Annotated in this window: 22 protein-coding genes; 13 read left to right on the top strand and 9 right to left on the bottom strand. The window is 69.1% G+C overall.

Translation table 11 applies throughout. The annotated features are described in order from the left end of the window. Positions 1-8: 8 nt before the first annotated feature. Complete coding sequence (locus DMP23_RS33620) at positions 9-668, bottom strand: TetR/AcrR family transcriptional regulator (protein ID WP_037806876.1); 660 nt, start codon at positions 666-668, stop codon at positions 9-11. Positions 669-782: 114 nt separating this feature from the next. Between DMP23_RS33620 and DMP23_RS33615 the strand changes: the two genes are divergently transcribed. The 4 genes from DMP23_RS33615 to DMP23_RS33600 are packed head-to-tail and all read left to right on the top strand — an operon-like array spanning position 783 to position 4,276. Continuing rightward, positions 783-2,105 (top strand): GH1 family beta-glucosidase, encoded by a 1,323-nt coding sequence (locus DMP23_RS33615; RefSeq protein ID WP_275291103.1) that lies wholly within the window; start codon positions 783-785, stop codon positions 2,103-2,105. Then, complete coding sequence (locus DMP23_RS33610; RefSeq protein ID WP_037806877.1) at positions 2,098-3,357, top strand: MFS transporter; 1,260 nt, start codon at positions 2,098-2,100, stop codon at positions 3,355-3,357. Before DMP23_RS33615 ends, DMP23_RS33610 begins: the two co-directional genes overlap by 8 nt. A 41-nt stretch (positions 3,358-3,398) precedes the next feature. Continuing rightward, positions 3,399-3,863 carry a MerR family transcriptional regulator gene (locus tag DMP23_RS33605; protein WP_238603659.1) on the top strand — a complete coding sequence of 155 codons (465 nt, stop codon included), beginning with the start codon at positions 3,399-3,401 and terminating at the stop codon, positions 3,861-3,863. Beyond that, entirely contained in the window at positions 3,860-4,276 is a 417-nt protein-coding gene (locus tag DMP23_RS33600; RefSeq protein ID WP_134664572.1) for a carboxymuconolactone decarboxylase family protein, read from the top strand. Before DMP23_RS33605 ends, DMP23_RS33600 begins: the two co-directional genes overlap by 4 nt. 43 nt (positions 4,277-4,319) lie before the next feature. On the opposite strand, the gene DMP23_RS33595 is transcribed toward DMP23_RS33600, so the two are convergent. The 3 genes from DMP23_RS33595 to DMP23_RS33585 form a co-directional block, all read right to left on the bottom strand. Continuing rightward, the gene (locus DMP23_RS33595; RefSeq protein WP_337823485.1) at positions 4,320-9,392 is read right to left on the bottom strand and encodes an RHS repeat-associated core domain-containing protein; all 5,073 of its coding nucleotides are present in this window, start codon (positions 9,390-9,392) and stop codon (positions 4,320-4,322) included. 541 nt (positions 9,393-9,933) lie between these two features. Continuing rightward, on the bottom strand, positions 9,934-10,356 hold the full coding sequence (locus DMP23_RS33590) for a hypothetical protein (protein ID WP_037806884.1): 423 nt from the start codon (positions 10,354-10,356) through the stop codon (positions 9,934-9,936). 14 nt (positions 10,357-10,370) lie between these two features. Next, positions 10,371-10,727, bottom strand: coding sequence for a hypothetical protein (locus DMP23_RS33585; protein WP_037806886.1), 357 nt, complete (start codon positions 10,725-10,727; stop codon positions 10,371-10,373). A 421-nt stretch (positions 10,728-11,148) separates the two neighbouring features. Here DMP23_RS33585 and DMP23_RS33580 point away from each other — a divergent pair, with 421 nt between their 5' ends. Next, the gene (locus DMP23_RS33580) at positions 11,149-12,456 is read left to right on the top strand and encodes a tetratricopeptide repeat protein (RefSeq protein ID WP_037807595.1); all 1,308 of its coding nucleotides are present in this window, start codon (positions 11,149-11,151) and stop codon (positions 12,454-12,456) included. Between the two features lie 16 nt (positions 12,457-12,472). Beyond that, positions 12,473-13,363: a phosphotransferase enzyme family protein gene (locus tag DMP23_RS33575; RefSeq protein WP_336156991.1), complete on the top strand. Its 891-nt coding sequence runs from the start codon at positions 12,473-12,475 to the stop codon at positions 13,361-13,363. Positions 13,364-13,533: 170 nt separating this feature from the next. On the opposite strand, the gene DMP23_RS33570 is transcribed toward DMP23_RS33575, so the two are convergent. From DMP23_RS33570 to DMP23_RS33555, 4 genes are all read right to left on the bottom strand, one after another. Then, the gene (locus tag DMP23_RS33570; RefSeq protein ID WP_037806890.1) at positions 13,534-14,562 is read right to left on the bottom strand and encodes a copper resistance D family protein; all 1,029 of its coding nucleotides are present in this window, start codon (positions 14,560-14,562) and stop codon (positions 13,534-13,536) included. Further along, a complete protein-coding gene (locus tag DMP23_RS33565) occupies positions 14,559-15,122 on the bottom strand; it encodes a copper resistance CopC family protein (protein WP_037806893.1) in 564 nt (187 codons plus the stop codon). Before DMP23_RS33565 ends, DMP23_RS33570 begins: the two co-directional genes overlap by 4 nt. Further along, entirely contained in the window at positions 15,122-15,868 is a 747-nt protein-coding gene (locus DMP23_RS33560) for a YcnI family copper-binding membrane protein (protein WP_337823484.1), read from the bottom strand. Before DMP23_RS33560 ends, DMP23_RS33565 begins: the two co-directional genes overlap by 1 nt. Positions 15,869-15,941: 73 nt before the next feature. After that, positions 15,942-16,487: a hypothetical protein gene (locus DMP23_RS33555; protein ID WP_337823483.1), complete on the bottom strand. Its 546-nt coding sequence runs from the start codon at positions 16,485-16,487 to the stop codon at positions 15,942-15,944. A gap of 280 nt (positions 16,488-16,767) precedes the next feature. Between DMP23_RS33555 and DMP23_RS33550 the strand changes: the two genes are divergently transcribed. The 4 genes from DMP23_RS33550 to DMP23_RS33535 are packed head-to-tail and all read left to right on the top strand — an operon-like array spanning position 16,768 to position 20,345. Next, on the top strand, positions 16,768-17,415 hold the full coding sequence (locus DMP23_RS33550) for an ABC transporter permease (protein WP_037806896.1): 648 nt from the start codon (positions 16,768-16,770) through the stop codon (positions 17,413-17,415). Then, complete coding sequence (locus DMP23_RS33545; RefSeq protein ID WP_337823482.1) at positions 17,402-18,598, top strand: ABC transporter ATP-binding protein; 1,197 nt, start codon at positions 17,402-17,404, stop codon at positions 18,596-18,598. The genes DMP23_RS33550 and DMP23_RS33545 overlap by 14 nt, the downstream gene beginning before the upstream one ends. Beyond that, positions 18,595-19,374 carry an ABC transporter permease gene (locus DMP23_RS33540; protein ID WP_037806898.1) on the top strand — a complete coding sequence of 260 codons (780 nt, stop codon included), beginning with the start codon at positions 18,595-18,597 and terminating at the stop codon, positions 19,372-19,374. Before DMP23_RS33545 ends, DMP23_RS33540 begins: the two co-directional genes overlap by 4 nt. After that, complete coding sequence (locus DMP23_RS33535; RefSeq protein WP_051728581.1) at positions 19,374-20,345, top strand: glycine betaine ABC transporter substrate-binding protein; 972 nt, start codon at positions 19,374-19,376, stop codon at positions 20,343-20,345. Before DMP23_RS33540 ends, DMP23_RS33535 begins: the two co-directional genes overlap by 1 nt. Before the next feature lie 58 nt (positions 20,346-20,403). Here the strand turns inward: DMP23_RS33535 and DMP23_RS33530 are convergent, their stop codons facing one another. Then, the gene (locus tag DMP23_RS33530) at positions 20,404-20,883 is read right to left on the bottom strand and encodes a DUF6474 family protein (protein WP_037806899.1); all 480 of its coding nucleotides are present in this window, start codon (positions 20,881-20,883) and stop codon (positions 20,404-20,406) included. A 106-nt stretch (positions 20,884-20,989) separates the two neighbouring features. Between DMP23_RS33530 and DMP23_RS33525 the strand changes: the two genes are divergently transcribed. The 3 genes from DMP23_RS33525 (at position 20,990) to DMP23_RS33515 (ending at position 25,075) form a co-directional block, all read left to right on the top strand. Then, on the top strand, positions 20,990-22,636 hold the full coding sequence (locus DMP23_RS33525; RefSeq protein ID WP_337823481.1) for a TM0106 family RecB-like putative nuclease: 1,647 nt from the start codon (positions 20,990-20,992) through the stop codon (positions 22,634-22,636). 966 nt (positions 22,637-23,602) lie between these two features. Next, positions 23,603-24,238: a PadR family transcriptional regulator gene (locus tag DMP23_RS33520; protein ID WP_337823480.1), complete on the top strand. Its 636-nt coding sequence runs from the start codon at positions 23,603-23,605 to the stop codon at positions 24,236-24,238. 156 nt (positions 24,239-24,394) lie between these two features. After that, positions 24,395-25,075 (top strand): class I SAM-dependent methyltransferase, encoded by a 681-nt coding sequence (locus tag DMP23_RS33515; protein WP_134664554.1) that lies wholly within the window; start codon positions 24,395-24,397, stop codon positions 25,073-25,075. Position 25,076: the final 1 nt, after the last annotated feature.

The following is a 25,076-nucleotide window of genomic DNA, read 5'->3' as shown; positions in this document are numbered from 1 at the left end:
GGAACCGCTTAGTCGCCGAATTTGCTTGCCAGATAACCCTTCACCACGTGCTTGGCCTCGGCGACGATCCGCTCGTCCCCGTTCGGGTCGCGGCGGAAGGCGAGTTTCAGCAGCGCGTCCGCCGTTTCGTTGGCGATCGCGATGGCGAACCGGAGTTCGTCGGCGGGGCGGTCGACGTGTCCGCGCAGGATTTCGACCAGCGAATCCGCGATGACCGAGTTGTTGTCGCGGTCGTCAGCCAGCAGCCGGACGTCGATGACGTCTCCGAAGTGGACCTTCGAGAATCCCGGCACCTCGCGGTGCATCTGCAGGTAGATGTCGAGCACCGAGTCGACGATGTTCCACCAGTGCTCGGGGCTCAGCTGCTGCAGCCGCTCGTTCACCGCGGCCACGAACCGTTCCAGGTTCCGTTGCGTCAGCGCCTGCACGACCGCGCGTTTGTCCGGGAAGAACTGGTACAGCGACCCGACCGCGACGCCCGCGCGTTTGGCGATCAGCGTGGTGGTGAGCGCGTCGTAGCCCAGCTCGTCGATGAGCACGGCGCTCGCGTCCAGCATCTGTTCCACCCGCCGGGCGCTGCGTTGCTGAACCGGCTTTCGCCGCAGCGGTGTGGGTTCAGCCTGGGTCTCGGCCACGTCGTTCCTCGGAGTCTCTCGCGATTCACTCATCTGATCTGGGACTTTAGCGCCCCGCGGGGCTTCCCCCGAGACGAGTGACGACCTAACATATGAGAACTTTTCACGTTCACCCGCGAGGGTGTCCGAAGGCAAGGGGTGCTCAGCGTGGACCATCCGACCTTCCCGCCCGACTTCCTGTGGGGTGTCTCGACCTCGGCGTTCCAGATCGAGGGGGCGACGGCCGAGGGCGGTCGCGGACCGTCCATCTGGGACACGTTCACCGCCGCCGAAGGCAAGATCGCCCGGGGCGAGGACGCCAAGGTAGCGGCCGACCACTACCACCGCTACTCCGAGGACATCGCCCTGATGGCGGAACTCGGCGTCGGCGCCTACCGGATGTCGATCGCGTGGCCGCGCATCCAGCCGGACGGCACCGGCAAGCCCAACGCGGAGGGACTTGCCTTCTACGACAAGCTGATCGACGAGGTCTGCGCCGCTGGAATCGCCCCGGCGATCACCCTGTACCACTGGGACACGCCGCAGGCGATCGAGGACAAAGGCGGCTGGCGCTCCCGCGACACCGCCTTCCGCTTCGCCGAATACGCCACGATCGTGGGGGAGCATTTCGCCGATCGGGCGAAACTCTGGATCCCGCTCAACGAGCCGATGGTCATGTCGATCTACGGCTACGGCATCGGCGAGTACGCGCCCGGCGAGTTCCTGCTGCTCGACGCGCTCCCCACCGCGCACCACCAGAACCTCGCGCACGGGCTGGCCGTGCAGGCGCTGCGCGCGGCCGGCGCGACCGGCATCGGCTCCGCGAACAACCACTCGCCGATCTGGCCCGAGCACGACACCCCCGCCGACCGCGAAGCCGCGGACTGGCTCGACGCGCTGATCAACCGCACCTTCGCCGACCCGATGCTGCTCGGCAGCTACCCCGAACAGGTCCACCCGCACCTGCCGGACAACTTCGCCGACGACCTCGCCACGATCGCGCAGCCGCTCGACTTCTACGGCGTCAACTACTACGAACCCCAAGGCGTGACGGCTCCCGGCGAGGGCAACCCGCTGCCGTTCGAACTGCGCCCGATCGAGGGTTATCCGATGACCACCAACGACTCGCCGATCGTCCCGCAGGCGTTGCGCGAACTGCTGGTGTCCTTCCACGAGCGCTACCGCGAACACCTGCCGCCGGTCCAGATCACCGAGAACGGCTGCAGTTTCGCCGACGAACCCGCCGCCGACGGCAGCGTCCCCGATCCCGAACGCATCGAATTCCTCGCCAGCCACCTGCAAGCCCTGCGCGAAGCGATGGATGCCGGCGTCGACGTGCGCGGATACTTCGTCTGGTCGCTGCTGGACAACTTCGAATGGTCCAAGGGCTACGCGCCTCGGTTCGGGCTCGTGCACGTGGACTACGAGACGCAACGCCGCACGCCCAAGGATTCCTTCGCCTGGTACCGGAAGCTGGTCCGCCATGAGTGACACCGCCGCCGCTGTCCCGGAGGTCTTCGCCGAGCCGGTCAAACGTGTCCGCGCCGGGTGGATGACGCTGCTGTTCCTCGCGAACATCGCGCTGTGGCTTGGCGTTTACGCGCCGATCCAGGTTCTGCTGCCGCAGCAGGCCGAACTGCTCGACGCCGCGCACAAGGAAGCCGTCTTCGGCATCGTGACCGGCATCGGCGCGGCCGTCGCGCTCGTCGCGAACCCGGCGATCGGCCTGCTCTCGGACCGCACCTGCTCGCGGTTCGGCAGGCGGCATCCGTGGACGATCGCGGGCGGCGCGCTCGGCGCGGCCGGGCTGCTGGTGCTGGCCGAGGCCCCGAACGTCGTCGTGATGACGATCGGCTGGTGTCTCGTGCAGGCCGGGCTCAACGGCATGCTCGCGACGCTGATGTCCGGCATCGCCGACCGGGTCCCGGTCGGGCAGCGCGCGCAGGTCGGCGGACTGGTCGGCATCGCGCAGATGCTCGGCACCGTGCTCGGCGCGGTGGTGGTCGTGGTGATGCTCGACCTCGCCGGGCTGCCGCTCGGCTACGCGGCCTGCGCCGCGATCGTGCTCGCCGGTGCGGCGGCGTTCGTGCTGCGCACGCCGGACGCCCGGCTGCCGGTGGAGTTCCGGCCGAGCGGGCGGATCCGCGAAATCCTCGCCGACCTGTGGGTCTCGCCGCGGCGGCATCCGGACTTCGCGTGGGCGTGGGCCTGCCACTTCATGATCAACCTCGGCAACGCGTTCGGCACGCTCTACCTGCTGTTCTTCCTCAAGGACGCGGTGCATTACCCCGATCCGGACAGCGGCCTGCTGATCATGATGGGCCTGTACGGCGTGGCTTTGGTGATCGGCGCGGTGCTGGCCGGGCACTTCTCGGACAAGTCCGGCAAGCGCAAGCCGTACGTCCTCGGCTCGGCGGCGATCATGGCGCTGGCCGCCCTGCTGCTGGTGATCTGGCAGAGCTGGCCGGTGGCGCTGGTGGCGTCGCCGCTGCTGGGAGTCGGCTTCGGCACGTACATGGCGGTGGCGCTGGCGATGCTGACCCAGGTGCTGCCCGCGGCGCAGAACCGGGCGAAGGACCTCGGCGTGGTCAACATCGCGAACTCGCTGCCGCAGGTGGTCGCGCCGCTGCTCACGACGTTGATCCTGCAGTGGCTGGGCGGGTATCCGGGACTGTTCGCGGCGTCCGCGGCGGCGACCTTGCTGGCCGGGGTTTTGGTGACTCGCGTGCGGTCGGTGGGCTAGCGCTTGCGTTTGAGCGCGCTCACAGGCTTAGCGTCTTCGGCATGGAGAAGGAAGACGCGCTGACCGAAGCGCTGCGGCTGGCGATCGACCCGCCGGGCACGGTGTCGGTCGAAGCGCTGCGGGAACTGGCCCGGGACGACGACGCGAACGAGTGGGACATCGCGACCACGGCGGAGCACCTCGGGCTGAACCCGCACACGCTGCGGTACTACGAGCGGATCGGGCTCGTCCAGGTCGCCCGGGACAGCGCCGGGCACCGCGTTTACGACGCCGCGTCGGTGCGCCGGCTGGTGTTCCTGACGCGGATGCGCGTGTCCGGCATGTCGATCAGCGACCTGCGCCGCTACGTCGAGCTGATCGAGTCCGGCGCGGAGACCGTGCCCGAACGGCGCGAAATGCTCCTGGAGCACCGCGACACCTTGCGCGCGCAGATCGCTCAGCTGCAGCTCTCCCTCGCCGCCACCGAATACAAGATCGCCACTTACCAGGAAGGCCCCCTGCCGTGACCCAGTACGACATCGACAGCCCGGAAAACCTCGCCCGCCGCAAGCACGGCATCGAGGTGCTGTCCCGCATAGACGGTCACCAGGGCGAAGCCGTCATCGATTCCCTCGCCGACATCAACCCCGCGCTCGGGCACCACGTGGCCGCGTTCGCCTTCGGCGACATCTACGACCGGCCGGGCCTCGACCCGCGCAGCCGCCAGCTGGTCACCCTCGGCGCGCTGACCGCGCTCGGCGGCTGCGAAGCCCAGCTGAAGGTGCACATCGGCGCGGCGCTGAACGTCGGGCTCAGCCGCGAGGAGATCACCGAGGCGCTCACGCACTCGGCGGTCTACGCGGGATTCCCGCGAGCGCTGAACGCCACCTTCGCCGCGCGCGAGGTGTTCGCCGCCCGCGACGCGGAGGAAACCGCCTGACGTCCGCGGAGCCCGGCCCGGTTCTCGTGCCGGGCTCCGGAGATCACCAGCCGCGGTTCTTCCGCGCGTCCTCCGCCAGCTTGTCGGACTTGGCTTTCGCCTCCGCGGCGGCGTCCTTGACGTCCTGTTTGCTGGGCTCGCCGACCTCGTCCAGGTACTTCTTCTTGTCCGGGCGCTTCCAGTCCGGATCCGAGTCCTTGTCGATGTCCTTGACCGGGTTGCCCTTGTCGTCGAACCGGTACGGGTTGCCGTCCGGGGCCTTGTTGTACTCGTCGATCGTCGGATGCCGCCCGGACGGCGAGGGCAGATCGTGGAACCGCTTGATCATGTCGTCCACGTCTTTTTCGGTGTAGTTCTTCGGGTTTTCCTTAAGATCGGTGAAGTCGAGGAAGGACTTGTGCCACTTCTCGAATTCTTCCTTCTTGCCGCCGGGCCAGTCGAAGTCCGCGCTGTCGCCGATGTCGCGGGTGGCCCGGTTCATTTCCTTCGGATCGGTGATGCGGTCCGCCTGCTGCCCGATCGGACGCCAGTTCTTGTCGAGATCCGGGTGGTCCTTGTGCTTGTAGCCGCCGCTCTTGTCCAGCGAATCGCTCGGCCACTTCGGGTTCTCGCTCTTGATTTCGTCGTTCTTGCCGACCTTGAGCTTGCCCGCGATCCCGTCCTCGATGTTGCCGATCCGGGTGGAGACGCCGCCGATCCCCGCGTTGGTGTGCTGCGGGCCGAGCGGCAGGTTCTTCGGCTGGTTGTGCAGCTTCGGCAGTTCTTCCTCGCCGTATTTCTTCGTCAGCGCGCTCTGCTTGTCGACCGGCTGTTCGTGCACCCAGTTCTTCAGCCCGTCCCGCATTTTCTGGAACGAGATGATGTGCCGTTGCGCCACGTCGCTGCCGGCCTTGTGGAACGGATCGTTCTTGTCGCCGGTCTGGTTCTTGCGCGCGTTCTTGGCGTCTGAATTCCACGCCATCCGGTCCCAGACGTCGTCCTTCTTTTTCTTCGCGTCCGGCTTGCTGCCGGAACCGCTGGAGCCGTCGTCGTCGGCGTCGCGCTTGCGCTTGCCTTTGCCCTTGCCGGTCGACGCGGAACTGGTGCTGCCGCCGCCGTTGCCGACGTTGTGCTTGGCCGTGGAGTCCGCGGGCGGCGGGTCCGTCGCCTTGCCTTTGCCCTTGCCTTTGCCGCAGCCTTCGAGGCCGAGCGGGTCGTAGGCGGCGAACGGGTCGGGGACGTAGGCGACCGGGTTCGGCCCGCCCTCCAGCCCGAGCGGGTCCTGGCTGAGATAGCGCGCGGCGGCCGGGTCGTAATAGCGGAACACGTTGTAGTGCAGCCCGGATTCCGCGTCGGCGTACTGGCCGGGGAACTGCAGCGGGATGCCGCCGGGCTGGACCCGGCCCCACAGCGAACGGCGCGCGGTCCAGGCGAGGCCGCCGTGCTCGTCGATCAGTTCGGTCGGCGTGCCGATGGCGTCGGTGACGACGGACGCGAACCGGTCGCCGCCGGGGCCGCGTTCGAGCTGGGTGACCGGTTCGTCGCTGCCCGGCCTGCGTTCCCAGGTGGTCGTCCGGCGCACTCCGGCCGGATCGGTGTGCACCTGCTCGATGAGCACGAAGCCGTCCCACACGAACCGCGTCGATTCGGCGACCGAACCGTCGGCCAGCAGCCGTTCCTTGGCGATCCGGCGGCCGAGCGGGTCGTACCGGTAGCGCCACTGCGCGCCGTCCGGCGTGCGCAGGCCGGTGAGCAGATCGCCGGTCCAGGCGTACTCCCACACCCGCACACCGCCCGGGTGCACCTCGCGGTGCCGGATCCGGCGGCCGAGGGAGTCGTAGTCGGCGGACAGGCCGGGGCTGCCCGACCAGGCGGTCAGTTCCCCGGCCGGGTTGTAGCGCAGTTCCTCCCGGCCTGTCGGGGAGGACACCGTGACCACGCGGCCGGCCGGATCCCGGGTGAAGGCCGTCTTCCCGGCGAGACTGTCCTGCACCGCGGCGAGGCTGCCGTCCGCGTAGTACTCGAGACCGCGCCGCTGCACCGGCGTTGTTCCACGGGAAACCTGCTGCGCGGTGACCAGCCCGCGCGGGCCGAACGCCTGCTGCAGGGTGCTGACCCCGTCGGTGTCGCGGGCGAGCACACGGCCCTCGTCGTCCAGCCGGTAGCGCACGGTGTGTCCCGCCGTGGTCAGCGAAACCGGCCGGTCTTCCTCGTCGAAGGTCCACACGCTCTCCGCGCCGGACGGCGTGCGGCGGCGGATCGTCTGGCCTTGCTCGTCGTAGGTGAAACGCACCTCGACGCCGTCGATCGCCTCGCGCACGACCCGGCCGTACAGATCGCGGTCGAACTCCACCACCGAATCCGCGGACTCGACCCGCACGACGTTGCCGACCGGGTCGTAGGCGTAGCGCACGGTGCGGTGCGGGCCGCAGACCTCGACCCGGTTGCCGAGCAGGTCGTACTCGTTCTCGGTGACCGAACCGTCCGGCTCGGTCACCCGGATCGGCTGCCCGGCCGCGTCGTAGGCGTAGGTGCGGGTCCGGCCGTCGAAATCGGTCTGCGCGACCAGCCTGCCGAGCGGGTCGTAGGTGTAGGTCCAGGTGCGGTTCAGCGGATCGGTGACCGACGTCAGCCGGAGTTCGGTGTCGTAGGTGTAGCTGGTGCGTGCGCCGGAGGGGTCCACGACGGCGGTGACCACGTCGAACGGGCCGTACTCCCGCCGGGTCACCCGGCCGAGCTCGTCGACGTGCTCGATCTCGTTGCCCTCGCGGTCATACTGCCACAGCGCGCGCTCGCGGCGCACCCCGATCCGCGACGCGGGTTTGCCGTCGACCGTCCAGCCCAGTTGCGTCCGCCCGCCGCCGACCTCGGGCGCCGAACGCGGCCTGCCGAATTGGTCCAGTTCCGGGGCCGGGTCGGCTGCCTCGGGCTCGGTCGCGAAGAACTCCGGCAACTCGAGCGCGGACCCGGGCTGGTCGTACCGGCGCTGCCAGCTCCTTCCGTTGCCGTACACCGTGATCGCGGCCAGTTCGGTGCCGTCGTGCTCCAGCTCGGCGAGGCTCCCGTCGGGACGGGCGATGGTGAGCGGCGTGCCGTCGTCGGCGTAGGTGTACTCGGTGACCCGGCCGAGCGGATCGACCCGGCGGAGCAGATTGCCGTAGCGGTCCCATTCCGACAGCGTCACGTTGCCCAGCGGATCGGTCTCCCGGACCGGACGGCCCTCGAGGTTGTACTCGTACTCCGAAACGTGGCCGAGCGAGTCAGTGAACCGGGTGATGCGGGCGGCGGTGTTGTACTCGAACGCGCCGTTGTAAAAGCCTTGCGCGCCTTCGGTGCGCACGCAGCGGCCTTCGGCGTCGTAGATGTAGCGGTAGTTGACGCCGTTGCGGTCTTCCCAGCTCGTGACCCGGCCGTCGGGGTCGTAGGTGTAGCGCTTCGCGGTTCCCGAGGAGTTGACGATCTCGGAGAGATGGCCCTGGTAGTTGTAGCGGTATCTCCGCACGACGACGTCCGGAGCCGGGCCGGCGCCGATCATCCGCAGTTCGGTGATCCGGTGCCCGTTGGTGCGGAAGCCGACCTGGATCCCGCTCGAATGCGTGAGCAGCTCGGGTGCACCGGTGTCCGAATAGGACAGTTCGGTCCGCGAGCCGTCGGCGTCCTCGATCGAGCGCAGCGGCCTTGTCTTGCCCTCGCCGGAAAACCGCATCGTCCGGTCCGGCCGCACCTGCTCGATGGTGCAACTGCCGTCAGCGTGTTTGGTCAACGGCCAGCGCGCGCCTTCGAGCGGCAGCACCGATTCGTCCCCGGCGGGCATCGGGTAGTAGAGGATGACGCCTTCCGGTCCGTAGTACCGGAGGTATTCCTCGCCGTACTCCAGCCGTTGGTCCACAGTGGACGCCCACGTCGGGCCGAACCAGCGCCCGGAGCGGTAGGACGAGCGATGCGTCCGCCGCACCAGCAGGTGCGCCAGTTCGAGGTCGAAGTCCTCGACGAGCACCTCGCCGCTGGAGATGACGACCGGGTCGGTCTTGCATTCCGGCTCGGGGTCGCTCTGCTTCTTGGCGCCGGACGTCTCGGTGCCGCCCGTCGGCCCGGTGTTCGACTCGTTCCCGCCGCGGTCGGTTTTGCCCGCTTCGCCGCCGGATCCGCCGCTGCCCTCGTCCTTGCCGGGTTCGCGCGGCGGCGGCTCGTGGTTCCCGCCGCCCTTGTTTTCGCCGGGGCCGTCGTGCGCGCCGGAGGTATTGGTGGACTCGTCCTTGACCGGCGGCGGTTTCTCGCCGCCACCGCCGCCCTTTTCGTTCGGGGTGTCCTTCGCTCCGGACGGTTTGGTGGAGCCGCCGCCCGATTTGATGTCCTTCGGCGTGTGCGTGGCGTCCTTGCCGCCGGACTTGATGCTCTTCATCGACTTGGCGACATCGTCGAACAGACCGCGCGCCTTGGTGAGCAGCTTGCCGAGTTCCTTGAGCGCCTTGGTGAGGTTCTTGACCAGTTCGGCGATCTGCTTGGCGGTCTTGGCCACCAGGTTGACCACCTGCGGCACCACCCAGGCCATCCCGATGCCGAGGGTGAACAGCACCTGCAGCGCCCACGAGATCAGGTGCGCCACGACCTGGGCGATGATGTCGCGCACCAGCATCCGCACCGCGCCGACGACGTCGCCCGCGGTCTTCACCCCGCTGCCCGCGCCCTCGCACGCCTGCGCGGCGCCTTCGAGCGTCTTGGCGACCTCCTCCGCCTGTTTGCGGTAGGCGTCGGCGCTGCCGCCCTCCCAGGACTCGATGTCCTTTTTGACCTGTGCGGCCAGATCCTGCGCGACGGAACTGACCTCTTTGGAGACGTTCTTCCAGGTCTCGGAGTACGCGTGGACCTGGTCCGGGTCCCCGGCCAGCTTGTCCAGCGCTTCCTTGAGCGGACCGACGTGTTCGATCAGCCAGCCGACGCCCGCGGCGAGGATCGCGCCGAACGGGTCCATCACCGCGGCGAGCGCTTCCATGCCGACCCCGACCGCGCCCATCACGGTCGCCGCCCAGTCGCCGGACTCGATGCCGTCCTTCAGGCCCTTTCCGGCCTCGAGGATCGAGATGCCGGAGATCGCCGAGGTCGAGTCCTTCTTTTCGGCAACCAAAGGATTCGACATGCCCGGCCTTTCTCCCTGCGCACCACGATCTCGGGCGCGCGGCCGAATGCGAACGGACGCGCCCCGAAGCAGATTACCGACGGCCGGAGAACGTTTGCCGTGGTGTTGCGCGGAATTACCGCGCCGGTACCCGTGCGCGCCGCCGCGAACACGACAAACCCGCCGCGGGCTCCGAGGAGCCGACGGCGGGTCTGGGAAGTGGAACCGCGGGCCGGTGCCGGTCGGGGGAGGGGAGTGCAACGGCACCGGCCCGCGGAGTTCTGGGTCGCGACCGGCGCGGGGCGGCCGGTGCGATGATCTTCAACCTAGCGTCCGATTACTGCGTCCGCTAGGTGTTCTGCCGGACATTTTTCGATTAATCGCGTTAAGACTGGGGGGGGGGTGGCCGAGGGCGGTCCGTCGCGCTCGGGGGGACGGACGGACCACCCTCGGCCGGGCGAGGATGCCGGGCGACCTGACCGGTCGGGGAAGCCGGACGATCGCGCGCTCGCCAGTCGAACCCAGGTGGGGTGATCCGCCCGGAAGCACCCCACCCGAGAGGTCAGGCGCTGACCGGGCGCGGCTTCACCAGTGCGTGCCTGCCGGTGGTCTCCGCCGGCGATTCGGCTCGCCGGTTCTGTCCGGGAACCGCCGGGACCGCGGCGCGGCGGCGGGCCGGGCGGTGTCCGGCAGCCGACAGCGCCTGCGGGGCCAGACCGCCCGCGACCAGGTGTTCGTGCGCTACCTGCCACACCGAGCACGGGGCCTTGCAGCGGTGCCAGCGCGTCGAGCAGGTGGGACAGTCGCCGCGCTCGTCGGGCTCGTGCGCCTGCAGCATCGCGCGCCAGCCCTCGGCGAGCCGGGGAAGTTCGGAGCGGGCGACCGAGACCAGCGACGGGGCGTCGGCGCGTTCCGCCAGGTCGGACAGCATGTCGAGGCGCTCCCACACGGCATTGCGGAGAACCTGACCGAGAACCTGATCCATGGGGAAACTCACCGTCACCTTTCCGCCATAGTGGCGGCTTCGTTGAGCGCGGCCCGGAGCTGGCCGAGCTGGCCGGACGTGAGGCGGGCGGTCTCCCCAGGCGGAGAAACCACGACGACCTCGTCGTCCTCGACGAACACCGTGACAGCGCGCTCGCGGCTGATGAGATCTCCGCACTGCACGCGCCACACGACCTGGCCGCCCTCGAAATGCCGCACGCCCGCGGTACGCGGGTCAGCGGACACCGAAGCGGCGACGGCGGAAGCGACAGTAGGCGGCACCGGACGTGCCGTGGCGATTCCCGGTGCGGGCCGAACGGACCGCACCGCGGTCCCGGCTTGTCCTCCACCGAGCGAATCCACGAACTCCACTGTCCCTCCACGCTTTCTCGTCCCGGGCCGCTGCACCTTGCGGGATGCATCAGCGCCGGCAGATCTGTGTCGTCGGGTCCATCGCTCTCCGTGATCGCCGCGGGTGACCGGGCGCTGACGGAGATCTGGCAACTACAGTGAAGTGAAACCGGGTGCGAGAGAAGGTCGAAACCGCGTCATAGCGGTGACCGGACCGCGTTCCACGGTAAGCGGTCAGCGGAGTTCGGCCCTGCCGATCAACGCGTGCGTCCGCGCGTTTCACAAGGTTCTCGCGTGTGCTTAGGGTGCTGATCAGACGCCCAGGAGACGGTGAGGGGGCGCAATGGCAATGGATGCCAGTGCTGGCAGTGGTTCCGGAGTCGCTAACACCGACGCCCGGTCAGGCAATCCGGTTCCGGCCGACGCCTGGGAACAGCCCGAGATGCGGGAGGCGCTCGCCGCCCGCGAGGTCAGCGCCGTGTACCGGCTGTTGCGCAAACACGGGGTATCGCAGCGCCAGATCGCCGCGATGACCGGCCAGTCGCAGTCCGAGGTGTCGGAGATCCTCAAGGGTCGCCAGGTCATGGCCTACGACGTGCTCACGAGAATCGCCGACGGCCTGGGTGTCCCTCGTGGATACATGGGTCTCGCCTATGACGAGACCACGGCGATACGGGTCGTCGGCGCGTCCGACGGCCGGCAGGCTGAGGAGGACGAGTCCGTGAAGCGACGGAGGTTCCTCGCGCACGCCGCCCAGGTCACGATGGGTGCGGCGGTGTTCGGTCCGGAATCCGGCACGTGGTCGGAGGCGCCCGCGCGCACTCCCGCCCCCGGGCGCATCGGGACGACCGACGTGCGCCAGGTCGAGGCGGCGACCAGAGCGTTGCGCGCGCTCGATTACCAGTACGGCGGCGGATTCTGCCGCGACGCCGTCGTCGCGCAGCTGTCCTGGGGACAGCAGATGCTCGACTCCAGCGCGGCCGAGCAGGTGAAGAACCGGCTGTACACCGCGATCGCCGACCTGCACAGCCTCGCCGGTTGGACGTCGTTCGACACCGGCCTGATGGACTCCGCCCGCGGCCATTTCGCGCAGGCGCTCGACCTGGCCAAACAGGGCGGCGACCACCACCTGGTGGCGAACGTGCTGTACCGGATGGGCCGCGTTTACCTGCACCAGGACGCCGCGAACGACGCGCTCAAACTGTTCCAGCTCGGCCAGATCGCCGCGCAGGAATCCGGTTCCGAGCTGGCCGTCGCCGTGCTCTGCGCCAACGAGGCGTGGGCCTACGCGATGATGGGCAACGAGGAGCAGTCGGTGAAGCTGCTCGGCCGGTGCAAGGACGAATTCGCGCGTGCCGACCTGGCCACGGCCGAATCGTGGGTCAAGTTCTTCAACGAGACCGACGTCTACGCGATGACCGGCACCGTGCACACCGTGCTGGCGATGAAGAACCCCGAGCACACGAAGTACGCGATCCCGGCGCTGAGCCGGGCGGTCGACACCTACACCGACGACATGGCGCGCAGCAAGGCGTTCATGCTCAGCGCGCTCGCCACGAACCACCTGCTCGAGGGCGATATCGACCACGGCGTGAAGATCGGCGGCAAGGCCATCGAATGCGCGGAGAGCATCAAATCCGCGCGGGTCAAGGACCGGATGCGGCCGCTGCTGGCCGAAGCCGAACGGCGGCGCAACAACCCCGACGCCCGCGACCTCGCCGACCGGCTCAAGATCTTCTACGCGGCCTGAACCCACCGGATTCGCCTTGCCCGAAGGCAGGTTCACCCCTGCGAAACTGCGCCAGGTGCTGGCGGATGTCTGCGCTCGGCTCGGCTTCGACCCGGCGGGCGCGCGGCTGCTGCGGTTCACCAACAACGCGGTGTTCGCGCTGCACGGGGCACCGGTCGTCGTGCGGATCGTCGGCTCCACCAAGCTGCGCCACCGGGTCGGCACGGTCGTGCGCGTCGCCGAGCATTTCGCCCGGCACGACGTGCCCGCGGTCCGGCTGCTGTCCGGGGTCGAGCAACCGCTTGACGTGCACGGACATCTGGTCACCGTGTGGGATCTGGTGCCGTTCGCCGGACCGTCGCCGACGCCGGCCGACCTGGCCGGACTGCTGCGGCGGGTGCACGCGCTGCCCCCGCCGGACGGCCTTCCCGCATGGGAGCCGCTGCGTTCGATCGAGGCCAGGGTCGCCGACGCGGAGGAACTCGCCCCGGCCGACCGGCGGTTCCTCCTGGAGCGCTGCGCCGAGGTACAGGACCGCCTCGACACCCTGGATTTCCCGCTGGCCAGGGGATTCGTGCACGGCGACGCGCATCCGGGAAATGTCCTGCCCGGCCCGGACGGCCCGGTGCTGTGCGATTTCGATTCCTCCTGCGTCGGCCCGCCGGAATGGGATCTGACGCCGCTCGCCGTCGGCCGCGAACGGTTCGGCGATCCTCCGGCCCGGTACGCGGAGTTCGCCGCCGCCTACGGGTTCGACGTGACGGTTTGGCCGGGGTTTTCGGTGCTCAGGGCGGTGCGGGAGTTGAAGCTGACGACGAGCGTGCTGCCGATCCTGCGCAGTCATCCGCCGGTGCGGGCTGAACTCCGCCGTCGGCTGGCGGACCTTCGCGCCGGCCGGACGGCCACCGCGTGGACGAGATACCGCTGAACGGCATTCTGCACGTGCATTCGCCGACTGCAGATGACCGTTCGCCGCTTTCCGTCGATGGCTGACGAGGTATCGCTGCGCAGCGATAATTCGGTCCGGCAGATCGCCCCGGATAGCGTACTGCTAGTCCCATTGTGCAAGTTGCGGCTACCCGCCGTCACCTCGGCCGGTCAGGACACCGCGACCGGGGCCCGGGTGAGCACCACGGCGAACCCGAAGGCGAGCCCCATGACGGTCAATTCCAGCGTGGCCCACGAGGCGAGCGCCGTCCGCTGGTGTCGCACGATGCGCGGCATCAGCCGCCACCGCAAGTTGGCGGCCAGCAGCGCGATCGCGCCGGTGCACAGCACCTTCAGCACCATCAGCTGGCCGTACGGCGTGGTGAACACGCCTGCCCAGAAGCCGATCGTCGGGTTGGCCAGGATTTCCACGATGCCGTTGAACAGGCCGGTCACCGCGGAGAGCGCCAGGCACAGCGTCGCCAGTTTCGAGAACCGCGGCAGCGCGTGCGCGAGCAGCGTCCGGTTGGCCGCCAGCAGCACGATCATCGCGCCGAGGCCGCCGCACCAGGCGACCGCGCTCATGACGTGCAGCTCCATCGAGATCATCGTGTAGTCGTGATAGGCCCAGTTCGACGCGTGGCCGGTGACCGGCAACGGCAGCAGCGCGAACATGCCGAGACCCACCCGCACCTCGGCGGGCACCTTCTCGCCCTTGCGCAGCGCGACAAACCCGAGCACGGCGTGCAGCAGCGCGAGCACGGCCACGATCACCAGCGCCTTGCCCGCGCCGACCTCGGCGATGTAGTTGCCGATGTCGCCGCCGGTCAGCATCCGCTTGCCCGGCTTGTACTCCGCGGTCTGCAGGATCAGCGCGACCACCGCGGTCGCCGCCCAGACCAGCGCGGCGGCGACGGCGGCGGGACGGGCCCGGCGCATGACCGGTTCGGTGAGTTTCGGCCGGTCGTAGCCGACCAGCACGGACAGCAGGGCCAGCCCGATCGTCGCGACCGCCGCCAGGTCCAGCAGCACGCGCACGATCGGGATGGCCGCCGAGACCACCTCGCTGGGTTCCACCACGCCCGGAATGGGCGAGGACGCGGTGAGCGCGATGCCGATCAGCGCGCCCAGCAGTCCCGCGACGACCACGCAGGCGAGCGTGGCCCAGCGGACCGCGGAGGTGGTCTCGGCTCGCGTCACTGGTCCGCCTTGTCCGATCCGGGGTCGCGGCCGGTGCGCAGCGCGACGGTGAGGCCGATCGCGAGCAGCACCACCGCACCGGCGATCCACACCCAGATCGGCACGCCGCTCGACGACGAGGACGCCGCCGGGGCCGACTGGGCCGGAGCACCGGCCGCCTTGGCCGCGTCGCCCTTCGCCGGGGTGCCGTTGCCCGCGGTGGTGAGGGTGAACGGGATCTCGCCGGACACCGGGTGCCCGTCGGCGGAGAGGACGCGGTAGCCGACGGTGTACTTGCCCGCCGGGCCGAGCGGCCGCAGCGGCGCGCTGAGCACGTTGTTCTCCACCGTCACCGGGCCCTCGGCCCACTGGCTGCCGTCCGGGCCGGTCACCGCGATCTGGTTGACGTCGGCGTTCTGCACGTACTGGTCGAACGTGAGCGTGACCTTCGCCGGGCCTTTGGCGAGCGACGCGCCGTTCGCCGGGTCGGAGTTGATCAGCACGTTGTGCGCCAGCGCCGGGGTGGCCGTGCCGAGCAGGGCCACCCCGGAGATCGCCAGCGCGAGAAGCGCTTTACGCATTACTTGGTTCCTTCGGTCTTTCCTGCGGCGGGACGACGGGAACGCAGCACCGCGCCCGCACCGACGCCGAGCCCGAGCGCGCCGACGACGAGGCCGGCCCCGCCGAGCCAGCGCGCCGTGTTGTCCGACGACGACGCGGCTTCAGCGTTCTCTCCGGCAGCTGTGGTCTGCGTGTGGCCGCCGTGCTCCGAGGATTCGGCGGCGAGCTTGATGGTCGGGGCCGGGTGCTCCGGCTCCTCGCCGCTGGGCGGGGTGGGCTGGTTCCAGTCCACCACTTTGCCACCCTCGTACGTCTGGATCGCCGGGAACTCCAGCTGGTCGACGTTGGACGGCAGCGGGCCGCCGCTGATCTCGAACTCCTGGAATTCGGTCGAGCCGATCTTGGTGCCCGGCTGGGCGGTCCAGACGACCTTCGTGACCGCCTCGGTGATCTTCGTGCCGGACGCGGTGGTCACCGGCTGCGGCAGCTTCGACTTGGTGACCTCGGCGGTCCAGCCGGGGATCGGCTTGGTGCGGATGTTGCCGATGCCGTAGTCCGGTTTGACGTCGATCTCGACCTTGATCGTGCCGAGCTTCGCGTCCTCGTTCGGGACGCGGAAGAAGATCGTGCCGTAGCCGCCCTTGGCCGGCTGGTCGCCGTAGACGTTGGCGGTCACGTGCGCGGACGCGATGCCGGCGCCGAGCAGACCGGTGGCGGCGACGGTCGCGGCGAGCACGCCGGCACGACGGAAGACATGGTGGGACACAAGTTCTCCTGAACAGGGAAGGGCCGGCGGAGGACGAGGCCTGCGCCGGAAAAGGGGAAAAGAAGGTGCGGGTTCAGGAGAGCCAAGGAGGTCCGCGTCGGCCCCGGACGCGGCGAAGTTCCACAGTCAGCAACGGCATCGCCCCAGCCGCACGCGACCGCGCGATCCCGGCAGCCGCCGCCGGAACCGGCAACGGCCGGACCAGCAGCGGAAGAATGACCCGCAGGACATGCAGCACCGCGAGCAGCATCGCGTCCGCCCGCGCCAGCACCAGCGCGGTGAGCAGCGTCGCGACAGCGTGCGCGGCGGTCATCGCCCAGCCGTCCGGCGCGGCGGGCGCACCGGACGGGTCGTGCCCGCCGAGCGTCGTCAGCACCAGGTGCATCACGAGCTGCCCGCCGCCGAGCACGGCGATCGTGCCGAGCGGTCCTCGGGCGCGCCCGGCGAGCGCGGTGGCGGTCCAGCCGAGCAGTCCGGTGAGCAGGAGAGTGAGCGCGGGGTCCGGCAGCCCGCCGTCGGCGGCCGCGTGCGCGGTGACGGCGAGTGACGCCGAACTCAGCGCGAGCAGTCCGCCGCGGACAGCGGCGAGTGCGCCGCGATGCCGGGCTGGAGTGCTCATTCGGGCAGCTTAACGGCACTCCGGTGGGTGACTGAAGCGTCTCGAATGGTGAGCACCTGCGGAAAACGCACAGGTAGGCGGGTCTCGATCCGGTAAAAACCGCTCGGTGGAGCGCTGTGCTTCGGTTGCCGACCCCTCGCTGATGCGAAACGGTGGGTAATCACAACCGAGAAGTGGGGGTTTCGACCGTATCCGTTCCGGGTAGTCACCCTGCCGAATGATGGGCTACTCCGAACGGGTGACGTCCGGGGCTCGCAAGCTGGCGGGAGAACGAATACGGATGAACCTCTTCGAGTACATCTCGGACCGGTGGGGAAGGCTGCTGCTCCAGGCGTGGCTGCACACCAGCATGGTCGTGCAGTGCACGATCCTCGCCGCGATCCTTGGCGTGCTGATCGGCATCGCCGTCTATCGCAGCCCCATCGGCTCCGCCGTCGCCACGGCGCTGGCCAGCACGATCCTCACCGTCCCGTCGTTCGCCCTGCTGGGTCTGCTGATCCCGCTTTCGGGCCTCGGCTCGACGACCGCGGTGATCGCGCTCGTGCTGTACGGCCTGCTGCCCATCGTCCGCAACACGATCGTCGGCCTCGACGCGGTCGACCCGGCGATCACCGACGCCGCCCGCGGCATCGGGATGAGCAGGCTCTCCGTGCTCACCCGGGTCGAACTGCGGCTGGCCTGGCCGGCGATCCTCACCGGGATGCGGGTCGCCACGCAGATGCTCATGGGCATCGCGGTGATCGCGGCCTACGCCAAGGGCCCCGGCCTCGGCGCGGAGGTCTTCTCCGGCCTCACCAACGCCGGGAGCACGAACTCCCTCAACCAGGCCCTCACCGGCACCGTCGGCGTGGTCATCCTCGCGCTGGTGCTCGACGGCATCTACGTCCTGATCAAGCGATTCACCATTTCTAGGGGTGTCCGTGGCTGAGCACACTGCGACCGAAGAAAACGTCTCCGGCGTCGAGATCGAACTCGACCACGTCACCAAGCGCTACTCCGGCACCCGCGCCCCGGCCGTCGACGACTTCTCGATGGTCGTGCCCGCGGGCAAGATCGTGGTGTTCGTCGGCCCGTCGGGCTGCGGCAAGACCACCACGATGCGGATGATCAACCGCTTGATCGAGCCGACGTCCGGCCGGATCACCATCGGCGGGCAGGACGCGCTGAAGCTCGACGTGGACACCCTGCGCCGCCAGATCGGCTACGCGATCCAGCAGGCCGGGCTGTTCCCGCACTTCACCGTCTCGCAGAACATCGCCGTCGTGCCCGGCCTGCTCGGCTGGGACAAGAAGAAGGTGACCGCGCGGGTCGAGGAGATGATGGACCTGGTCGGGCTCGACCCGGCCGATTTCCGCGACCGCTATCCCCGCCAGCTGTCCGGCGGCCAGCAGCAGCGCGTCGGCGTGGCCCGCGCGCTCGCCGCCGATCCGCCGGTGCTGCTGATGGACGAGCCGTTCGGCGCGGTCGACCCGATCACCCGCGGCAACCTGCAGGACGAACTCCTGCGACTGCAGACCGACCTGAAGAAGACCATTGTCTTCGTCACGCACGACTTCGACGAGGCGGTCAAGCTCGGCGACCGGATCGCGGTGCTCGGCAACCAGTCGAAGATCCTGCAGTACGACACCCCGGAGTCGATCCTGGCGAACCCGGCCGACGACACCGTCGCCGGTTTCGTGGGCGCCGGCGCTTCGCTCAAGCAGCTGACCCTGCTGCGCGTGCGCGACGTCGAACTCCAGCAGGACGCGCTCACCACCACGATCGACGAATCGCCCGCCGACGTGCGGGAGAAGCTGAACAAGCAGCGCAAGCCGTTCGCGCTGGTGCTCGACCAGCGTCGGCGGCCGATCCGCTGGGTGCACGTGCGTGAGCTGACCAACGCCACGTCGCTGGGTTCGGTCGGCAAGCCGCTGCGCGACATCGTCAGCCTCCAGTCGACGCTGCAGGACGCGCTCGAGGCGATGCTCGCCGAAGGCGGTTCGGTGCCGGTCACCGGCGCGCGCGGCGAGTACGCGGGCACGATCAAGCTGGACACCGTCATCGCGACCATCCAGCAGCTGCGCGACGAGCACGCCGACGACCACGTCGACGAGGACGGGGCCACGGCATGACCGCTGCCGTCGATACCGGATTCAGCACCGAGTCAGGCTCCCGCCGCGCGGAACGCGTCCGTCTGTTCGCCCAGCCAGCCGTGGTCGTCCTGATCGTCGCGGTGACGCTGATCTGGGTGTTCGCCAGCGGGCTCACCGCGACCGAGAAGGAAACGCTGAACGCGGAGTCGCTGCTCACCGCGCTGCGCGACCACGTGGCGATGACCGTCGTGGTCACGGCGATCGTGGTGCTGGTGGCGGTGCCGCTCGGCATCATCGTCACCCGGCCGTGGGCGAAGTGGCTCGCGCCGATCTTCCTGGCCATCGCGAACATCGGACAGGCCGCGCCCGCGCTGGGCGTGCTGGTGCTGTGGTTCATCTTCACCGGCGCGGTCGGCGGGCTGTGGGTCGCCGCGCTGCCGCTGGCGTTCTATTCGCTGCTCCCGGTGCTGCGCAACACGATGGTCGGCATCCAGCAGGTCGACCCGTCGCTCATCGACGCCGGCCGCGGCATCGGGATGTCCGCGCAGAAGGTGTTGTGGCGGGTGGAATTCCCGCTCGCGGTTCCGCTGATCCTGGCCGGCCTGCGCACGTCGCTCGTGCTGGCGGTCGGCACCGCGACGTTCGGCATGTTCGTCAACGCGGGCGGGTTCGGGCTCCTGATCGACACCGGCTACAAGCTCAACCTGACCAAGGTGCTGATCACCGGTTCGGTGCTGGCCGTCGCGCTGGCACTGCTGGTGGACTGGCTGGGCGCGGTCGCCGAGCAGTACTTCGGACCGAAGGGACTGCGCTGATGAACGTCCTGAAAAAGGCGGGCGCGCTGGTCGGCGCCGCCCTGCTCGCCGGGACGCTCTCGGCGTGCGGGCTCGACGTCAACACCTCGATCCCGTTCAAGATCGAACCAGGGTCCATCCGGCCGATCCCGTCGCTCGAAGGCCAGCGCGTGGTCGTCGGGTCGAAGGACTTTACCGAGAACATCATCCTCGGCTACATGGCCGAAATGGCGCTGAGCGCGGCGGGCGCGGACGTCATCGACCTCACCGACATCAAGGGGTCGAACTCGTCCCGGCAGGCGCTGCTCAACGGGCAGACCGACGTGACCTGGGAATACACCGGCACCGGCTGGATCAACTACCAGGGCAACGAACTGCCGGTCCCGGGCGGGGAGAAGGCGCAGTACGAGGCCACGAAGAAGGCCGACGCGGAGAAGTACGGCGTCACCTGGCTGAACTACTCGCCGCTCAACGACCAGTACGCCTTCGCCACCACCGAGGCGTACGCGGCGAAGAACAACCTCAAGACCACGTCGGACCTGGCGAAGTTCCTCACGACGCACCCGGACCAGAACCGGTTCTGCCTGGAGACGGAGTTCACCAGCCGCCAGGACGGGTTCCCGGCGGCGGTCAAGGCGTACGGGTTCAAGAACCCGAAGATCGAGAACTTCGGGATCGGCACCATCTATTCGGCGGTGGCCAACGGCACCTGCCCGGTCGGCGAGGTGTTCACCACCGACGGCCGGATCTCCGGGTTGAACCTGCGCGTGCTCGAGGACGACAAGAAGGCGTTCCCGCAGTACAACGCGGCGGCGACGCTGCGCACGGAGTTCCTGAACCAGCACCCGGAAATCCGCGGCCCGCTGGAGACGGTGGCGGCGGCGCTCGACAACAAGCAGATGGTCGAGCTGTGCAAGAAGGTCGACGTCGACGGCAAGGACGCGGGCACCGTCGCGCACGACTGGATGCTGCAAAAGGGCTTCATCAAGTAGCGCTTCCCGGCAGCGGAAAGGGCCCCTTGAGTTCGCTCAAGGGGCCCTTTCGCCGGGTTCAGATGCCCAAGCGGTGCAGCAGCTGCTCTTCCAGCCGTTCGAGCTCGCCGGTGACCGCACGGTGCGCGGCCTTGCGCCGGCCCGCGGGCATGCGCTCGGCGGCGCGCACCGTGGCCGACAGCTGCTCCAGCGTCGACTGCGTTTCGGCGGCGAACTTCTGGTCCTGCTCGGTCGCCTTCGCCGACTTCTTCAGCTCGCCGAGCCCCTGCACGAGACCCGCGATCCGGGCGTGCAGCGCCGCGCCGCGGCCGGTGTACTCGCCGAGCTGGTCGACGGCGACACCCAGCTTGCGGGCCTGGTAGCGGTCGTACGCCTCCCGCGCCGCACCCGCCGCGCGGACCGCGTACGGCGCGAGCACCGGCAGCACCGCCGGGCCGAGCACCTTGGCCACCGCGACCGCGTTCTTCGCCTTCTTCGGGGTGATCCGGGCTTCACCCTCGTCCTTTTTGGCCTTGTCTTGCTTGGCCTTGCGCGCCATGGCCGTTACCTCCCACGCCTTCTCCGGATGAACTTACTGGTCCCCGACCTGACGGGCATGTCGGCTCGCGCGGGGAATGTCGTACCCACGATCTATTGTGATCGCTATGGGAGACGAGGTGTTGCTCGACGCGGGAGCAGTGAGTCGTTGCCGCCGCCGGGTGCACCTGGAACACGACCCGGCGATGCGCGACGTGCCGCTGCCGCCGCCGGATCCGACCGCACAACAGCGCATCGACGACGCGACCGCGCACCGCGAGGAAATCCTCGAACAGCTGGTCGCGGCGTCGGGGCCGGAGGCGACCTGGGCCCGGGTGCCGCGCACCGCGTCCGCTGGCGAGCGGGTGCGGCTCACCGAGCAGGCGTTCGCGGACGCCGCGCAGTACATCTGGGGCGCGCTGCTGCCCGCCGACCCGGTCGGGCACCGGCGCGGCGGCATCGACCTGCTCGTGCGCGTCGACGACGGGTACGTGCCGGTGCTGGTGGTCCGGCACCGGATCACCGACCGCGGCCAGGGCGCGCCCACCACCGCGATGACGGAGCTGGACCCGGCGCGCCGTTCGCCGGACGAGCTGCGCAAGGTGCGCTCGCAGCCGCGAGACCAGCTGCGGCTCGCCCACCTGCGGCGAATGCTGGAGACGCGCGGCTTGGCGGCCGGCGGGCGCGCGCTCGGCGGCGTGATCGGTCTGGACGCGGACGTCGTCGTCTGGCACGACCTCACCGCGGGCACCTGGCCGGGCGGACGCAGCGCACTGGACGAATACGACGCACGCTTCGCGGATCGGCTCGCCGTGGCGACCGCTGCCGCCACCGGCGCCGAAGCGCTGGCCGCGCCCTCGCGGGTGCTGGAGTGCCGACGGTGTCCGTTCTGGGCCACGTGCGAGGTCGTGCTCACCGAAACGCGTGACGTAAGCCTGGTGGTGCGCGGCGAGGACGCGGGCGAGCTGCGCCGCGTTGGAGTGTCCACAGTAGACAAGCTGGCCGCGCTGGACCCGGCCGCCGAGATGCCGCCGATGAACTGGACGGGCGGCACGTTCTCGGACGCGATCATGCTGGCCCGGGCGTGGCTGGCGGATCTGACGGTGGTGCGTCGGACGCCGAAGATCGAGGTGCCGCGCGCGGACGTCGAGGTCGACGTGGACATGGAAAGCTTCGGCGATTCCGGCGCTTACCTGTGGGGGACGCTGCTGTCCGGAGTGGACATCGGAGTGCCGCAGGGGTACCGGGCATTCGCGACTTGGGAGCCGCTGCCGACCGTGGACGAGGCGCGGTCGTTCGCTGAGTTTTGGGCGTGGTTCACGGATGTTCGCGAGCGGACCCTGGCCGCGGGGCTGACTTTCCGGGCGTATTGCTACAACGCGCTCGCGGAGAACCGGTGGCTGTTCGGGTCGGTCGAGCGGTTCGGGGAGTACTCCGGGATTCCGGAGAAACGCATCGTTCAGTCCTTTGTGGATTCAGATGAATGGGTGGATCTTTTCCGCAGTGTGACGGATCAGTTCCTGTGCTCGCGGGGCAAGGGCTTGAAGGTGATCGCCCCGGTGGCCGGGTTCGCGTGGCGGGATCCGGAGGCCGGTGGCGAGGCCTCGATGCGGTGGTACCGGGATGCGGTGGGGATGGACGGCGCGGTCCCTGATGACGAGCAGCGGGAACGGTTGTTGCGGTACAACGAGGATGACGTGCTCGCGACCAAGGCGCTGCGGGAGTGGATGAGCGGGCGGGCTCAGGTTGAGGTTCCGTATATGTTGGATATCTGAGGTTTGCTGCTCAGGTGGGGTGGGGCCGTGATTCTTGGGTGTTGGGTTCCGGCGCGTCTCAGATCTCTGGCGGGGGTTCCATCCGCTCCTCGGCTCACTGGCTTGGGTTTCGCCCGGGCTTGGGTTCCGCCCGCTCCTCGGCCGGGCTTGGGTCCCGCCGCCTTGAGCCGGTATTGGGTTCCGCCTGCCCCCTCGGCTGGGCTTGGGTCCCACCACCCCTCAGCCTGATTGTGACTACGGGCGGCGGGTGCTTGTCAAGGCGGGAAAGATGCCTTGACAAGCACCCGCCGCCCGTGTTTTTGGCTTCGTATCGGGGTTGTGGGGGTGTGGGTGGGTTGTCCTCGCGCTCGGTGCGGTGTCGCTTCGTGGATGTTTTGCTAGGCCCGGCGTTGCCGGTCCCCGGGCGTTGCCGGAAGGTTTCGTTGGGTGCTGGCCTTGCCTGGATGACTCGGGCGGTTCGCAGCCCGCGGATTTGGCGGATGTCTCGCAAGACCCGGCCTTGCCGGGCAGTTCGTCGGGGCCTGGTCTTGCCCGGGTGACTCGGGCGTTCGCGGGTCCTCCGGTTTGGCGGATATCTCGCGAGATCCGGCCTTGCCGGGCGGCTCGTCAGGCTCCGGTCTCGCCGGGTGCCTCGCGAGATCCGGCTTTGCCGGACGCTTCCCAGGTCCCTGGTTCGTGCATCTCGCCGGATCCCTTGCCCGCCTGACGTGTTGCTAGGCGGTTCTCGCCGCCCCGCTCGAGCAGTCTTTGTCGTGGTCCCCGGTCCGCTCCTACCCCCTGCACCGTCCGTCGGATCGTGGCCGCGCGCCCTCAACCAGACCTCCGGGTGTCTCGTCAGCCCTGGCTGTCGCTCACCTCCCGGTTCCTTCCTCCAGTCCGCGCGCCGGCCGAGCTTCCGCCATTGCCGCCAACCCCACTTCTCCCTATACTCGTCCACGATTACTCGCCCACGAGGAGGTCGAAAGCGTGAAGCGGCGAAAGGTCTCCAACTTGCTGGGCCTCGCCGTGCTGGCCACCGTGTTCGAGCGGCCGATGCATCCGTACGAAGTGGCCTCTCTCCTGCGGGAACGCGGCAAAGAGGGCGACCTGAAGATCAAGTGGGGCTCCCTCTACACAGTCGTCGGCAACCTCGAAAAGCACGGGTTCCTCGAGGCCGTCGAGAACGTGCGGGACGGGGCTCGGCCGGAGCGGACCGTTTATCGGATTACCGACGCGGGCCAGGCTGAGCTGGAGGATTGGGTCGCCGAGTTGCTCGCGGTGCCGGATTTGGAGGCCACGCGGTTTCACACGGGGCTGTCGGTGATGCTCGCGCTCGGGCCGGACGTGGTCGATCAGCAGTTGCGGCATCGGGTCGGCGAGCTGGACCGGCTGATCGGCGACCGTGTCGAGGCGTTGGCGAAGATGCGGGCTGAGCTGCCTCGGCTGGTTCTCGTCGAGGCGGAGTACCAACTGGCGATGTGGCGTGCGGAAGCCGAATGGGTTCGCGGGCTGCAGGAGGAGCTGACCACCGGCGCGATACCGGGGGTCGAGGAGTGGCGGCGTTACCGGGAGACCGGGGAGCTGCCTGACATGGCCGCCTTCGTCGAAAACGAGGGCGAATAAAGAGGTCCCGGAGGAGGTGCTGGCACACCGCCCCCGGGACCGGGAACCGTCGAACTGGAAACCGCGAGGTGCGGGAACCTGTCTTCAGGCTGCGCTGACAAGGATACGGCCCCGCGGCGAACCGGTTCGGACTCAACCGAACAGGGAGAAAACACGATGGGGAACACCCAGGTCAAACGCCACCGTACGAAACTGCTGCCGGAGATGGAGGGGCCGGTCGCCCGGGCGTACGCGCGGGGACGCGGTACCGAACCGCAGCGAATCCAGTATCGCGAAACGGCCGAGATGCTGGCTTCGGAGCTGACCGAAGGCTCCGACGTGCTCGAGGTCGCGCCTGGGCCGGGCTTCTTCGCGGTGGAGCTGGCCCGCACCGGCCGGTGCACGGTGACCGGGCTGGATGTCAGCCGGACGTTTGTCCAGCTGGCCAGGGAGTACGCGCATGAGCAGGGCGTCTCGGTCGATTTCCGTCGCGGTGACGTGGCGGCGATGCCGTTCGTGGACGGCTCGTTCGACTTCCTGATCTGCCAGGCGGCGTTCAAGAACTTCGCCGACCCGGTGGACGCGCTCGACGAGATGCACCGGGTGCTGCGGCCGGGCGGGGTCGCGCTGGTGCAGGACTTGAGCAAGAGCACGACCGACGCGGAACTGGACGCCGAGGTCGCGCGGATGAATCTCGGTCCGGTGGCCACGTTCACCACCGTTCGCACGCTTCGCGGGCTGCGGCGGCGGGCGTACACGCCGGAGCAGTTCCGCGCGACGGTCGCGGAGAGCAAGTTCCGCACCTGCGAGGTGACCCCGGACGGGATCGGCCTCGAGGTGCGGATGCGCAAGGAGTGAC

This window comes from Amycolatopsis sp. A1MSW2902, assembly GCF_017312175.1.
GTDB classification, from domain to species: Bacteria; Actinomycetota; Actinomycetes; order Mycobacteriales; family Pseudonocardiaceae; genus Amycolatopsis; species Amycolatopsis nivea.
This window is presented reverse-complemented; position numbering and strand designations above follow the sequence as displayed.

Excerpts from the sequence above, each read along its gene's own strand:
- DMP23_RS33515 (WP_134664554.1), top strand. The coding sequence starts at position 24,395 with ATGGGGAACACCCAGGTCAAACGCCACCGTACGAAACTGCTGCCGGAG.
- DMP23_RS33595 (WP_337823485.1), bottom strand. The coding sequence starts at position 9,392 with ATGTCGAATCCTTTGGTTGCCGAAAAGAAGGACTCGACCTCGGCGATC.
- DMP23_RS33590 (WP_037806884.1), bottom strand. The coding sequence starts at position 10,356 with ATGGATCAGGTTCTCGGTCAGGTTCTCCGCAATGCCGTGTGGGAGCGC.
- DMP23_RS33530 (WP_037806899.1), bottom strand. The coding sequence starts at position 20,883 with ATGGCGCGCAAGGCCAAGCAAGACAAGGCCAAAAAGGACGAGGGTGAA.
- DMP23_RS33565 (WP_037806893.1), bottom strand. The coding sequence starts at position 15,122 with ATGCGTAAAGCGCTTCTCGCGCTGGCGATCTCCGGGGTGGCCCTGCTC.
- DMP23_RS33580 (WP_037807595.1), top strand. The coding sequence starts at position 11,149 with ATGCGGGAGGCGCTCGCCGCCCGCGAGGTCAGCGCCGTGTACCGGCTG.
- DMP23_RS33555 (WP_337823483.1), bottom strand. The coding sequence starts at position 16,487 with ATGAGCACTCCAGCCCGGCATCGCGGCGCACTCGCCGCTGTCCGCGGC.
- DMP23_RS33610 (WP_037806877.1), top strand. The coding sequence starts at position 2,098 with ATGAGTGACACCGCCGCCGCTGTCCCGGAGGTCTTCGCCGAGCCGGTC.
- DMP23_RS33550 (WP_037806896.1), top strand. The coding sequence starts at position 16,768 with ATGAACCTCTTCGAGTACATCTCGGACCGGTGGGGAAGGCTGCTGCTC.
- DMP23_RS33535 (WP_051728581.1), top strand. The coding sequence starts at position 19,374 with ATGAACGTCCTGAAAAAGGCGGGCGCGCTGGTCGGCGCCGCCCTGCTC.
- DMP23_RS33525 (WP_337823481.1), top strand. The coding sequence starts at position 20,990 with ATGGGAGACGAGGTGTTGCTCGACGCGGGAGCAGTGAGTCGTTGCCGC.
- DMP23_RS33540 (WP_037806898.1), top strand. The coding sequence starts at position 18,595 with ATGACCGCTGCCGTCGATACCGGATTCAGCACCGAGTCAGGCTCCCGC.
- DMP23_RS33605 (WP_238603659.1), top strand. The coding sequence starts at position 3,399 with ATGGAGAAGGAAGACGCGCTGACCGAAGCGCTGCGGCTGGCGATCGAC.
- DMP23_RS33620 (WP_037806876.1), bottom strand. The coding sequence starts at position 668 with ATGAGTGAATCGCGAGAGACTCCGAGGAACGACGTGGCCGAGACCCAG.